The 12,244-nt window shown below is 71.4% G+C and carries 18 protein-coding genes; all 18 read left to right on the top strand.

Features of this window, described 5'->3' with window-relative positions; genetic code table 11:
* Window positions 1–957: 957 nt before the first annotated feature.
* The 18 genes from ACWCXB_RS30315 (at window position 958) to ACWCXB_RS30230 (ending at window position 12,142) form a co-directional block, all read left to right on the top strand.
* Complete coding sequence (locus ACWCXB_RS30315; RefSeq protein WP_450726949.1) at window positions 958–1,329, top strand: hypothetical protein; 372 nt, start codon at window positions 958–960, stop codon at window positions 1,327–1,329.
* 68 nt (window positions 1,330–1,397) lie between these two features.
* Window positions 1,398–1,955: a hypothetical protein gene (locus ACWCXB_RS30310; protein ID WP_450726948.1), complete on the top strand. Its 558-nt coding sequence runs from the start codon at window positions 1,398–1,400 to the stop codon at window positions 1,953–1,955.
* A 116-nt stretch (window positions 1,956–2,071) separates the two neighbouring features.
* The gene (locus ACWCXB_RS30305) at window positions 2,072–3,250 is read left to right on the top strand and encodes a DUF932 domain-containing protein (protein ID WP_450726947.1); all 1,179 of its coding nucleotides are present in this window, start codon (window positions 2,072–2,074) and stop codon (window positions 3,248–3,250) included.
* Window positions 3,251–3,540: 290 nt separating this feature from the next.
* Window positions 3,541–4,029, top strand: coding sequence for a hypothetical protein (locus tag ACWCXB_RS30300; RefSeq protein WP_450726946.1), 489 nt, complete (start codon window positions 3,541–3,543; stop codon window positions 4,027–4,029).
* Window positions 4,022–4,228, top strand: coding sequence for a hypothetical protein (locus tag ACWCXB_RS30295; RefSeq protein ID WP_450726945.1), 207 nt, complete (start codon window positions 4,022–4,024; stop codon window positions 4,226–4,228). The genes ACWCXB_RS30300 and ACWCXB_RS30295 overlap by 8 nt, the downstream gene beginning before the upstream one ends.
* Window positions 4,229–4,402: 174 nt before the next feature.
* The gene (locus tag ACWCXB_RS30290) at window positions 4,403–5,269 is read left to right on the top strand and encodes a hypothetical protein (RefSeq protein ID WP_450726944.1); all 867 of its coding nucleotides are present in this window, start codon (window positions 4,403–4,405) and stop codon (window positions 5,267–5,269) included.
* Between the two features lie 2 nt (window positions 5,270–5,271).
* Window positions 5,272–5,616: a hypothetical protein gene (locus ACWCXB_RS30285; protein ID WP_450726954.1), complete on the top strand. Its 345-nt coding sequence runs from the start codon at window positions 5,272–5,274 to the stop codon at window positions 5,614–5,616.
* 137 nt (window positions 5,617–5,753) lie between these two features.
* Window positions 5,754–5,996, top strand: a complete 243-nt coding sequence (locus ACWCXB_RS30280; RefSeq protein WP_450726943.1) for a hypothetical protein — start codon at window positions 5,754–5,756, stop codon at window positions 5,994–5,996.
* A 55-nt stretch (window positions 5,997–6,051) separates the two neighbouring features.
* On the top strand, window positions 6,052–6,342 hold the full coding sequence (locus ACWCXB_RS30275; RefSeq protein ID WP_450726942.1) for a hypothetical protein: 291 nt from the start codon (window positions 6,052–6,054) through the stop codon (window positions 6,340–6,342).
* Window positions 6,339–6,539 carry a hypothetical protein gene (locus ACWCXB_RS30270; protein WP_450726941.1) on the top strand — a complete coding sequence of 67 codons (201 nt, stop codon included), beginning with the start codon at window positions 6,339–6,341 and terminating at the stop codon, window positions 6,537–6,539. The genes ACWCXB_RS30275 and ACWCXB_RS30270 overlap by 4 nt, the downstream gene beginning before the upstream one ends.
* Before the next feature lie 10 nt (window positions 6,540–6,549).
* Window positions 6,550–7,161 (top strand): hypothetical protein, encoded by a 612-nt coding sequence (locus tag ACWCXB_RS30265; RefSeq protein WP_450726940.1) that lies wholly within the window; start codon window positions 6,550–6,552, stop codon window positions 7,159–7,161.
* Window positions 7,162–7,332: 171 nt separating this feature from the next.
* Window positions 7,333–7,677, top strand: a complete 345-nt coding sequence (locus ACWCXB_RS30260; protein WP_450726939.1) for a hypothetical protein — start codon at window positions 7,333–7,335, stop codon at window positions 7,675–7,677.
* A gap of 63 nt (window positions 7,678–7,740) precedes the next feature.
* Complete coding sequence (locus ACWCXB_RS30255) at window positions 7,741–7,980, top strand: hypothetical protein (RefSeq protein ID WP_450726938.1); 240 nt, start codon at window positions 7,741–7,743, stop codon at window positions 7,978–7,980.
* A 411-nt stretch (window positions 7,981–8,391) separates the two neighbouring features.
* Window positions 8,392–8,796 (top strand): hypothetical protein, encoded by a 405-nt coding sequence (locus ACWCXB_RS30250; RefSeq protein WP_450726937.1) that lies wholly within the window; start codon window positions 8,392–8,394, stop codon window positions 8,794–8,796.
* A 138-nt stretch (window positions 8,797–8,934) separates the two neighbouring features.
* The gene (locus ACWCXB_RS30245) at window positions 8,935–9,426 is read left to right on the top strand and encodes a hypothetical protein (protein WP_450726936.1); all 492 of its coding nucleotides are present in this window, start codon (window positions 8,935–8,937) and stop codon (window positions 9,424–9,426) included.
* A gap of 50 nt (window positions 9,427–9,476) precedes the next feature.
* The gene (locus ACWCXB_RS30240; protein ID WP_450726935.1) at window positions 9,477–9,971 is read left to right on the top strand and encodes a hypothetical protein; all 495 of its coding nucleotides are present in this window, start codon (window positions 9,477–9,479) and stop codon (window positions 9,969–9,971) included.
* A 215-nt stretch (window positions 9,972–10,186) separates the two neighbouring features.
* A complete protein-coding gene (locus ACWCXB_RS30235) occupies window positions 10,187–11,689 on the top strand; it encodes a ParB/RepB/Spo0J family partition protein (protein ID WP_450726934.1) in 1,503 nt (500 codons plus the stop codon).
* Between the two features lie 96 nt (window positions 11,690–11,785).
* Entirely contained in the window at window positions 11,786–12,142 is a 357-nt protein-coding gene (locus tag ACWCXB_RS30230) for a hypothetical protein (RefSeq protein ID WP_450726933.1), read from the top strand.
* Window positions 12,143–12,244 lie beyond the last annotated feature (102 nt).

The following is a 12,244-nucleotide window of genomic DNA, read 5'->3' as shown; positions in this document are numbered from 1 at the left end:
CCTCACCGGCACCGGCATGGTCAAGCACAAGGCCGACTCGCGGGGTGCGCAACCGCCTTGCGAAGCAAGGCGGTTCGCTTGCACATCGCGCAGCGATGTGGTACCCGCTCCGCGGGGTGCGAACTCCCCGGCTTCGCCGGGGAGTTGCGGTGAGCTTCGCTCACCACGCCTCGGCTCTGCCGAGGCTGGCCCCTCCGCTTCGCTCCAGGGTCAAAGGTGGCTGCATTGCGCTCAGTTGGGGCCGGGTCCGCTGCGCTCCCCCGGCCCTGGGGCCTTCCGGCTTCGCCTCCAGGCCCTTCGCGTCCGCTGACGCGGACTCAGGCTGACTAGGAGGGGAGGGGGCGCTGTTCGGGTCGGGTTGAGCATCAACGTGATGCACCATGTAGCGTTGGGGGAAAGCGGAGCACACCCCCGAGGGATGCCACGTTTGTAAGTCGGTAGTAATTCGAGAGCCCGAACCGCCAAGAACAGCGGATGTCATCGCGCCCACCCCAAAGCTCCATCGGCACAAGATGCTGGCGGAATCTCAAGCCGAAACCCACAGCATCCCTCCTAACGGCCCCAGACTCCCAGTCCAACTAGTCGGCCCCCCACGACCGGCCGGAGCGCGGCGGTGCAGCCGACGCGCAACACTCCACCCTCCGCCCGATCCCCGAGACCGCCACTCGCTTCACGTCCCGCACCCATCCCAACCCAACACCGGTACGGGAGAAGTGGCAGTAGAGGGGATGTCAGCAGGCCGACCACACGCCCGCAGGCCGCTTACCTGGGGTGATGCGGAGGCCGGCCGCAAAACCGCGCAACGTCCGGCGCAACACCTGACGCAACATCAGGACGCAACATCTACCGCAACACGGGGTGCAACAGGTCTTCCCCTCGGGGAAAACATCCACTATTATTTGAAGTACCAGGGGAGGCGACCCCCGGGAACCGCAAGGAACCAACGAAGGGGAAGACGTGGAGATCCAGATCTCTGACGGAATCGTCCGCCGGGTGCGCGGCGGTAAGGACGCGCCCATGACCGGCCTTGCAATTCAGGCCCGCACAATCGCGAACTTCCTGCCCCTGCTGTGCCAGCGGGCGGGCGCGAACATCGTGCACAACTCCGACGCGAATTACACCGGAATTCGCTTCGACACCAAGGTTGGTCCGGTCGTGCTGGAAATGCCGACGGGTGACCGTCCTTACCGGCTCGTTCACGAACTGATCGAGCCGGACGAGAAGGGGCGCACCGAAGTGGAGATGCGGCGATTCCCGCAGATCTACAAGCCGCGCGGAGTCGCGCACATCACGGCCGAGTTCCTTCGGTCGCGCGGGTTCCTGAAGTAATGCGCCCGGGGGCGCCCCGGACGGGGCGCCCCCTTCCACCCGGCATCACCGAGAAGAGAGGGACAACCGTGGAGAGCACGCGGATTGCGGAGCAGGCCGAGGAGGCCGGGGCGCCGCTCACGGACGCGGAGCGGGAGCAGGCCGGTTACGCGCTGCGGGAGCTGTCGCGCAGCGAGAGCGACCCGAACGCGCTGAGGGTGCCGCACGAGCAGTTGGAGATGGTCCGGCCGTTCTTCGAGCTGGGTTGGGCGATGGGTGTGCGCACCGGTCACACGGGCCCGGCCATGACTGATGTGCCGGTAGACCGCGAGACGATCGCGCGCGCGTTCGTCCTGCTGATGTCCGAGCGCATGGCGGATCAACTGGTGATCGCCGTTGCGCGGAGTCTGGACCCGCAGCACGCCGGACCGGTGCTGTGGCAGAAGGTCGACTATCACGGCAGCCTGACGCAGCGTCACGGTACCTACTGGGTGAGCGCGATCCACGCGCACGCCGACCCGTTCGGCGAGGCCCCCGAACTGCGGTACGACCTGTGCGAGATGCGCGGCGTCGCGCCGGTGCCGATGGTCACGAACGTGCGGCGGACGAGCCTGACGCCGTTGGCCGACTACCGCACCATGGTCTAAGTGTGCTGTTCAGGGGTGGGTTCACTCACCCCTGAAACACACTATTATTGAAGTTGTTCGGGGGTGGTGGCCCCGCCCCCGAACCGCAGAAGCCAACACGAAGGGGAGAACACCGCATGACTCAGCAGTTCGCCGAGCGCGCCACGAACGTGGCCCCCACGGGTGCCCGTAACGCCGACCTCTCCGACCTGGTTCGCATCCTGGAGGACCAGAACCGGCGCAAGCTGGACGTGATCGCCCCCGCCGCCGCGCTGCGGTTCCGTGAGGGAAACGTGCACGTCGAGGGCATCGAGTCCCTGATCACCGAGGACGGGGTGACGGACGTGGACGGCATCTACCGGCCCACCGCCGTGGCCGATGAGGGAATCTCGGACAAGCTCCGCATCCCGCTCGCCTACCTGCGCCGTATGCGCACCGAGAACGTTCCGCTGCTGGACGAGAACGTGAACGCGTGGCTGCGCCAGGAGCCGGAGCGCCGTTTCATGCTCCGCGCGTTCCGGGGCGAGAGCGGCCCCGGCATGCCGCCCGCTGAGGGCGTGGCCCGCGCGCTGCTGTCCGACAGCTACAAGCTGATGGACAACTTCGACATGCTGCTGGCCGCGCTGGACGGGGTGCAGCAGTCCGGCCACCCCACCCGCGTCACGGGGTGCGACCTGACGGACCGGCGCATGTATGTGCGCGTGGAGTCCGAAGCGGTCGCCGTCCAGGCCCGCGAGTTGCTGCGCGGCTACCGCTCGCCGTTCGACGGGCGCAGCGGCGACGAGCTGCCGATGATCTCGGCCGGTTTCGTCATCACCAACAGCGAGGTTGGCGCAGGGGCGTACACCATCACCCCGCGCGCCGTCATCCAGGTGTGCCGCAACGGCCTGACCGAGACCAAGGACGTCATGCGCGCCGTGCACCTCGGAGGCAAGCAGGACGAAGGTGTCGTGTCCTGGTCCGGCCAGACGCAGCGCAAGACGCTGGAGCTGATCACGTCCAAGACCGCCGACGCCGTGCGTACGTTCCTGTCGCGGGAGTACGTCGAGGCCAAGGTGCGCGCGATGGAGGCCGCCGCCGGTAAGACGCTGGCCGAGCCGACGAAGACGATCGAGCACGTCACCAAGTCGCTCAGCATCGGTGCCGAGGCCAAGGACATGATCCTGTCGCACTTCGTGCGGGGCGGTCAGATGACGGCCGGGGGCGTGATGCAGGCCGTCACGTCGACCGCGCAGACCCTCACGGACGCCGACCAGGCCGCCGCCCTGGAAGCGCTCGCACTGCCCGCCCTGACGGCCGCCGCCGCGCACGGCTGACAGACCCCCGTGCGGGCCGGGAACCTCCCCGAGCCCGGCCCGCACGGGCCCCACGCCCAGCGCCGGGCGGGTACCCCTCCCGGCCGTCCGGGGGTGCCCGCCCGGTCCCAGAGCGCGGAGCGCCCCCCACCCGGCCAGGGAGCGCGGAGCGCGCCCGCCCCGCCCTCTGCCGCGTAGCGGCAGCGCGACGCGTCTGCGGAGCAGACCGCGCGCCCAGAAGACCCCCACCGCGCCACACGACACGTGCGCCGGCCCCGGTGCTCACCGCCCCGTCCGCAAGGAGTACCCGCATGCCCGCACGCCCGGAGCTCACCCGCCCCAACGACGCCGCCATAGCGGCCGCCATGAGCCGCGCCCTGACCGCGCTTGCTGCCCTGGTCCAGGCACTCGGCGACGGCGAACACACGATCAACCTCGTGGCCGAACGCACCGACGACACGTTCGTCCGGGCTCACGCCGACCTCTCCGCCGGCACCGCCCCGCTACGCCTGGCAGTGCTCGACGAAGACGACTATTGCGCGCTGCGCACGCTGCTGGTGTTCGCGCTGGAGGGCAGCACCGTACGCAGCGCCGTCCTGGTCGCCACCACGGCCGCCGAACCCCACCCCCGCGCGTGCGGCTGGACCGTGCGGCACGGGTGGCTGCACCCCATGGACACGGCCGAGCTCCAGCAAGCCGTCATCCCGTGCCCCGGCATCCCCGCCGTACGGCGCGAGGTCTACGACGCCCCGGTCCTGACACAGATCCCCGACACCGACGAGGAGGGCCCCCGTGGCTGAGAAGCCCGCCGTCACCGCGCACGGCTACTGCACCAACACCACCCCGGTCCCCGGCACCATCCGCACCGTCAACGCCAAGAACACCGGCCCGAAGTTCTTCCACCTGCACGGCCGCCGCTACGGCGAATGCCCGTGCGGCAAGGAAGTGTCCCTGACCGAGCGAGACAACCTGCGCCGCCACAAGCCGCCGCAGGAGTAACCCCACAGACGCCGTTCCCATCTCCCCCTTCCCCCCGGGGAGGCGGGAACGGCCAACCCGGCCAGAGCGCCACTGGCCGAAGACCTGCCGCCCCGACGCCCGCGCCCTCCCCTTCGGCGAGCGCGGGGCGGCAGGCCCCAGCTCACCGAACCGACCGACGAGGAGCCGCAGCCCATGACCAGCCCGAGCCTGACCATCGACACGCCCGCCGGCCCCGTGCGCGCCGCCGCCGGCCTCCGCCAGGCCGACGCCGTCATCTTCGAGCTGGGCGGGGCAATGCGCGGCAGCGTGCACGTCACCGGCACCCACCACCCCCACCGCTGGGACCAGTTCACCGCCCTACGCGCCTGTCTCGGCCCCGTCAACGCCTTTGAGACCACCGCCCCCGACGACGACCTGCCGCGGCTCGCCCGCAGCCGCAGCGGCTACCGGGGCAGCCTGACCCTCTACGACGACGACCACACCCACCGCCCCCAGGTCACGGTGTACCCGATGGAGTCCGCCGCCGGGCACGAGCCGTCCGAGAAGACGGCGGCGACACTCACCGCCGTCCTGCGCGCCTGCGCCGCCCATGCCGCGCAGCGCGACGACCTGCCCGCGATCCTGAACCTCTCCCGGCAGCGGGACACTGCCGCCCTGCTGCGCTTCCTCACCTGGTCGGCCGCCCACCACCAGGCCGAAGCCGCCCGCTATGAGCGGGAGGCCCGCGCCGCCCACCCCGCGCGGCGCGCCGCCGTGGCCGCCTGGTGGACCGTCGTACGGTGGTTCACCGCCTGCCCACACCCGGTCCTGCTGCTGATGCTGGCCGACCTTCCCTACTCGGTGCTCCCCAACTCGCTGGCGCGCACCGCCGGCGTGAAGCAGTGGTGGGCCCCCTACTGCCTCACCGAGGCCGCCCGAGAGCACGAGCACGCCCGCCGCGCCCAGGCCGAAGCCGACTCCCTGCGGACCCAGCAGCGCTCACCGCGCCCGGCCCGCCGCCCGCAATCCGCTGCGCACTGTGCCCCGCACGCGGCGCGCCTGGAACTGGAGATGTCGTGACGATGCGCTGGTTGATGACCCTCGGAGAGCGCAGCCGCCCCGAGGCGCCCACCTACGCCGAGTGCCCGGGCCCGGACGAGGCCCGCGCGGTCGCCCTGGTCGACGACTGCGGCCAGCTCTTCCCCATCCTGCTGGCATGGCGGCGGGCACTCGGCCGCGAAGTGACCGGCTGGGCCGGGCAGGTCGAGGCGGACGACGTCGAGAACCTCCCCCAGGACATGACCGACGACTGGGGACCCGGTCTGCGGCTGGACACGATGCCCGGCGGGTACGTGAAGGTTTCGGACTACCGCGACCACCAGCCGCCCGACGCGGTCACCGCCGGCCCCCGCGTGCTCATGCGCTGATCTCGGCCTCAAAAGCCGCAGGTCAGGGGCGGGTTCACACCACCCCTGATCACACTATTATGGATGTTGTGGGAGGGGGCGTCTCCGTCCCCCCTTACCGCCCCCTCCCACACCCAGGACCGACCGAAAGGGCCGCGATGCCCGAGAAGTTCACGTTCCCCCGCAACACCGGTTCGTACGGCTACCGGGTCCTCGACCGCCAGGACCCGAGCACCAGTTACGGGGTCGTCTGGCACGACCCGCAGGTGTGCAGGTGGGTTGCCGAGTATCCCGGCAACCACCCGGGCAGCGGCGGCGGAATCCCCGGCTTCACCAGCCGGGAATGGGCCGCGCGCTTCCTGTGCCGCTACCGCAAGCCCCGGCCGTCCGGCCGCACCTGACCGGCCGCCACCCCGCCTCACACCCGCCGCCGCATCACAGACAGGGGACCGCGCATTGGCCACCTTCGACCACGCCACCCCAGATCGCTGCTCCCAGCTCGGCCGCGCCCTCACCGCGGCCGGCCTTACCTGGACCGACAACGGCCGCCAGGACGCCCCGCAGTACCTCACCTACACCGTCACTGACCCGCGCGGCCGCACGTGGCAGGTCAGCCCGGCCACCAACTTCCAGATCTCCCCGTCCAATCCGGCGCAGATCTGGCAGGGCAGCTGCGGCGAACTGGCGACGACCACCCCGGTCTTGTCCGCCCACAAGGTGACCGAGCACATCAAGGACACCCCGTGAGTCTGCCGCCGTTTCGCCCCGAGGACTTCGACGAGCGGTGCGAGACCTGCGGCGCGCCCCCGGGCCAGTTGTGTAATCCGACATGCGACACCGGTTACACCGCCGAGGACTACCGCCGCGACGCCGAGCGCCGCGACCAGGCCGCGGCCGCACCGCCCGCCGCGGGACACCCCGCCAGCCGCCGCCCGAAGGAGTGAAGACGCCGCCATGCTGCAGGAGTTGACCACCCAGGAGCAGTTCGACGCATTCGCCGACGAGGTGGCCCGGGAACTGGGCACGCACTGCCGGACCGCCCTGCTGCCCGAGTACGAGCGCGGTCTGGCCCGGCTCATCGTCGACGGCGACGGCCGCGCCCTGCGCATGTGCCAGCCCGACGACCAGCAGCCCGGCCGACTGAAGATCTACGCGGCCCTCCCAGACGAGTCCCAGGTACAGACCCCGTCGATCGGAGTCACAGCGATCAGCGCGTGCCACGTGGCGCGCAAGATCACCCGGCGGCTGTACCCGCTGCACGCCGAGGCCGCAGAACTGGCCTCCCAACTCGCAGCCCGCCAGCAGGCGGAGGCCGATGGCCGTCGCGCCGTCGCCGAGGCCGTGGCCGGCGCACTCCCCGGCGCCCGCATCGATGAGGAGTACCGGCGCACGCGGATCGTCTGGGAGCACACGTCCCGCCCGCCCGGGCAGCAAGGCCCCGTCCGGGTGGACAGCGTGTGCGCCGTCGTCGGCGCCTCGGGGGAGTGGGTGACGGTCGAAGCGTCCGGCCGTCCCGACTGCGTGATCCCCATGCCGGCCGCGTTCGCCGAGGCCCCGCGGGAGTGAAATGGGCAGGTCAGGGGTGGGTTCCCGCTTCCCCAAAATCCACTATTATGGATGTTGTGAGCCGGTAGCCCGCCCCCGGCGTCAAGGAAGATCCCGTCCCCGCCGTACCGGCGCTCCGCGCCGACGCCCCTTCGTTCTCCCCCTCCCCCGCTTCCTGCATCAGGAGTTGCCATGCTGCGAATGCTGCGCCGCGCCCTGCGACCGGCCCGTCTGCGCATTCCCGCCCGCCGCTTCACCGCCGGAATCGCGCCGCTGCCGCCCACCGCCAGGGAGGCGTTCGGCACCGAGGTCAGCGCCGAGGAGGCCGTCGCCTACAACCGCAGCCGCGTCGCCACCGCGACCGCCGTCGCCCTCTACCGCAGCGGCTACGTGCTGCCGATGCCCGACGGCCACCTGGACGACGCCGTGCACGCGCTGGACTTCCCCTACTCGGTGCCGAGCCCGGAGACCCGCGCCGCGATCCGTGCCGCGCTCGCCGTCCTGGAAGCCGACTACACCGTCACCGTCACCAACTGACCAGCCGTCCGCCATGACCTGCGGGCCGTCCCGTCCGGGCGGCCCGCGACGGAAGGAGACCCGGTGTTCCTGGTCGCACCCGACCCCGCTCACGGACTGGTCGCCGCCCCCAGGTCCTCCGCCGACCTCACGGCAGAAACCGAAGAGACCCTGACCGCCCAGGGGTTCGCCTGGGACAGCGAGATCGAGGCGTACACCCGCCCGGCCGACCACAGCCCCGAGGCCGTGGAACGCACCGCCGGCGCCCTGCGCGAGCTGGGCCACTTCGCCTTCTCCTCGCACCTGCCGCTGCCCACCCGCTGACCACCGCGCCACGTCAGCTGGCCAGCTGCCCCAGCCCTTCCGCCCCCTTGCGCAGATGGAGTTCCGTCATGCCCCGCCCCCGCCCCCAGCCGCCCGTCCGGTACGCCGTCGCCGAGCACGAGGGAGCGCACCAGGTCGTGGACCAGGTCCACGGGTACGCGCTCAGCAGCCACACCACCCGTCCGGCCGCCGAGACCGCAGCGCGCGAACTGGACTCCGACCCGGCCGCCGCCGTCGCGGCCGTCGAGACACGAGACCGCAGCGCGCGAACTGGACTCCGACCCGGCCGCCGCCGTCGCGGCCGTCGAGACACTCGACGCCGCCCAGAGCGGCCCGGCGGCCGCCGAGCGGCGGATCCTGCGCCGGTACGGATACGCCTGGAGCCTGCGCCAGGACGAGATGCTCTCCCTGATGGGGGAGTTCAGCCACCGCCGCCTGGAGGCGCTCGTCTCCGACGGCCATCTGGCCATGGTGTTCAGTCCGGCCGGCCGGCCGTACTACACCACGCCCGAGCGCTTCGACCAGCTGTCACCGCGCTGGGTGCGCGACGGGGAGGAGTCCTTCCCGACCGCCGAGCCCGCCCGTCTCGAGCGTCCCCGTCCCGCCCTTGCGGCCCTGCCCCAGCGCCAGCGCCGGGAGCTGTGCGAGCTGCACGGGATCGCGCTGTGGCGGTGCCTGCTGTGCGGCCCGCGCGAGGACTTCGAGTGCCAGTGGGGCGAGTGCACCGCCAACCGCGTGACCGCCTACTGCGAGCGGTGCGTGCGGCTCGACCCCCGGCGCAGCTTCCCGCTCCCGCCTCGCCGAGACCGCGACTAGCGGCAAAGCAGCAAAGCAGCAGGTCAAAGGTGGGTTCACACCCACACAGAACACACTATTATTAATGTTGTTGGTGGTGCGGGAGCCCGGACGGCGGGCACGGCCGCCGCCAGCCGCACACGAGGAAGGACACCGCCGATGAAGTCCCTCAATCTGGCCGAACTGCTGGCCGCGCCGACCGAGTCTCCGGTGCGTGATGCGCTCCGCCGACTTGCGCCCAGGGCCCTGGACGCGCTGATCATCGAAGCCCTCTCGGCCACCGAGGAGGCATGGCGGCAGGTCGTCGTCGACCGGGTCACGGAGTTCGCGGCCGAGCAGCCCGGCGACGGCCGCCCGGTGGTCGCCGCGTACTTCACGACGACGGAGCGTCGGGCCGCGGACGGCATGCACGTCGGATGGAGCCCGTTCGTCGCGGCGCTCGCGAGCACCGAGGACGTCCCGGTCCTCAGGCACACCCGCACCACGGCGATGGTCGTACCCGTGGGCGAGACGGCGCTGGCTGAGGAGGTGTTCGCCGACCCGGAGTTGGCTGACGCCCTCAACCGGCTCGCGGTACTGGACCCGCCCGGGCACGAGGACGCCCTGCGCATCCACCTGCCCACCCGCCAGGTCACCCGCCTGAAACCCTGACCGTCGATCCGTGCGGGCGCTGCGGCGCCCGCACGTAGGAGGCCCGCGCCATGCCGGTTCCGATCCTCTGCCACATCTGCCACGGGGGCCGCTACGCGCCCCGGGATCCCGGCTCCTACGCCTGCCGGTCCTGCGGCAGCCTGGTCACCGAGTCGACGTTCCCTGTACAGAGCGACGAACGGCTCGTCGTGCTCGCGGACGTGCTCCAGGTCCTCGCCGTGCCGGACGGCCACCAGGTGATCACCCCCACCCGGCGCTGCCACGCCCCGCACCTGGGCGCGCGCCTGATCCTCGCCCTGCGGCTCGACAGGACCCACCCGGCGTACCGGCGCACCGAGGACGTCCGGGCCGCCGAAGGCCTGCTGGCCGTCCTGGACGCCGACGAGCAGGGCCCCTGGGTGCTCACCCCCGAACAACTGGACGTCCTCACCAGAGCCATGGACATCCGCAACGCACTGCTACCCTCCGCATCCCGGCAGCACCCGGAGTTCGACGCCGAGATCCGGACCGCCCACCACCGCAGCCGGCGCCCGCCTACCGCCTGAGCCCGGCCGCTGGCCGGCCACCGCCCGTACCCCACGCCCCCAAGTGCCGAACGGGCGCCGCACACAGGGCAGTTCAGGCGTGAAAGCGGCGCGCCACACCAGCGTTTCCGCAGGTCAGGGAGTATCTAGCCTCCACTGAGACTCACACTATTATTTGGAATGCAGGGAGTTGGTCCCCGCCAATTCGCCGATGAGGCAAGGAGAAGGAGAGCCGCATGGCCACCGCCGTCTCGACCCCGACCGACAAGAGCGACGAACACGAGGAGGCCGCGCCGCAGGTCGTCAAGCTCGACCCGGCACTGCTGGTGCGCGACGAGTGCAACGCGCGCGAGCACGACACCGAGCCGGACGAGAAGCTCATCGCCTCCGTCAAGGAACTCGGCGTCGAGGAGCCCATCAGTGTCCGGCCCCGGCCCGACGGAACCTACGGCGTCTTCAAAGGCTGGCGGCGCGCCCAGGCTGCGCAGACCGCCAACACCGACGCCGAGCAGAACGGCCGCCCCGCACGCCTGGTCAAGGCGTACGTGCGTGAGGACCTGGTCGGCCGCGACGGCTGGACGCGCTTTCTGTCCCTGGTCGAGAACGACCACCGCGAGGGCATGAGCGAGCGCGACACCCTTCGGGCCCAGGAACTCGCCCTGATCGACATGAGCGATGTCGACCGGCGCACGGCCGCCAAGGCCCTCGGTGTGGGCCGCAACGCGTCCAAGCAGGCCAAGGCGGCGCAGAAGCTCACCGACGCCACCCTGCGCCGTACGGCGGCCGCAGGCATGGACCTGGAGCAGACCGCCCAGCTCGCCGAGGTCGAGAACGTACGGGGCGCGGAGGACCGGCTCATGCGGGCACTCCAGCGCGACCAGGCCGAGGGCAACGGCGGGCGCGGCCACTGGGACCAGGAAATGGCCCTGCTGCGCGCCGAACAGGCCGACGCCCAGACCCGCGCCAAGGCCGAGGAGGAGCTGAAGGCCGCGAACATCCCGCTGCTGGGCCGGGTGCCGTCCTACGAGAAGGACCCGTCCCATCCCCTGACGGAGCTCACCAGCGGGCTGGGCAACCCGCTCACCGAGGACAACCACAAGAACTGCCCCGGCCACAGCGCCCGGCTGGACGAGGAGCACCGGCCCGTGTGGCACTGCGCCGACCCGGCCGCGTACGGCCACAAGGTCCGGTCGCAGCCGAAGAAGCCGAAAACGGAGGAGGACGAGCAGAAGGCCGAGGAGCGGGCCCGGACCGTGGCGTGCAACCGGGCCTGGAAGGCCGCCGCCGGACCGAGGCAGGAGTTCGTCAAGCGGCTGGTGCGCGGTAAGACCCTGCCCGAGGAGGCTCGGCTGTTCGCCCAGCAGATCCTGCTGGACCTGCCCCGCTTCTACGGCAAGTGGGCCGACAAGCAGCGCACCAAGACCGTGGCGCTGCTGCTCGGAGCCAAGGACCCCGAGAACGACTCGGCCTCCGAGACCGCCGCCAGCTTCCCCAAGAACCGTCTGGCCAACGTGCTGTTCGCCCAGGTCGCCGCCGCGTTCGAGGACGCCATCCGCGAGCCCAAACAGTTCGACACGGCCCGGATGACGCACGTCTACCTGTGGAAGTCCCCCGACCGACTCCAGGGCGCCTACCTGCTGCTCCTAGAAGCCCTCGGCCAGGCCGACGACGGCAGCTACCAGCTGTCCGAGGTCGAGCAGCAGGCCGTCGCCAGCCACCGGCCCGACGCCGACGCCTGACCGTCTGCCCCTCCCTCTCACCACCAAGCTCCGGCCGGGCACGCGCCGTGCCCGGCCGGTCGTCCCCTCCCCCTCCACGCAGAGAGGCGAGCCAGCATGCCCATCACCATCGACGACGTCCGGGACTTCATCCGGCAGTTGCCCGACGCGGCAGCCGTCGCCCAGGTACAGGAGGCCGCCGCGCAGCGGCTCCGCGCCATCGACAAGGCCGCGTTCGCTCACATCCAGTCGGGGCGCCGGGCACGCATCACCCCCGCGCTGCGCTCGAAGCTGCTGCGCGGCCTGACGGGCACCGTGCAGGAACGCAACCGCACCGGCAGCCGTGCGGGCTTCCTTCTCGACGAGGAATCCACCCGGCAGCTGCGCGCCCACCCCCGCAACAGCCACTACCGCATCCCGGAGAACGTCCGGCGCTTCCGGACAACGGCGTCCCGGTCTCCTGCCTGGAGCTGATCGAGGACTGACCCGCGTGCCTGCGTCGCGCCGCCCGGCGCGACGCAGGCGGAGCCCCCTCCCCCGTCCGATCGGCTGCGCGATCCCGTCGCCCGGCCGCCG

The organism is Streptomyces sp. NPDC001514, from assembly GCF_053597075.1.
The sequence above is the reverse complement of the archived record's forward strand: the minus strand, read 5'-3'. Positions and strand labels throughout refer to the sequence as shown.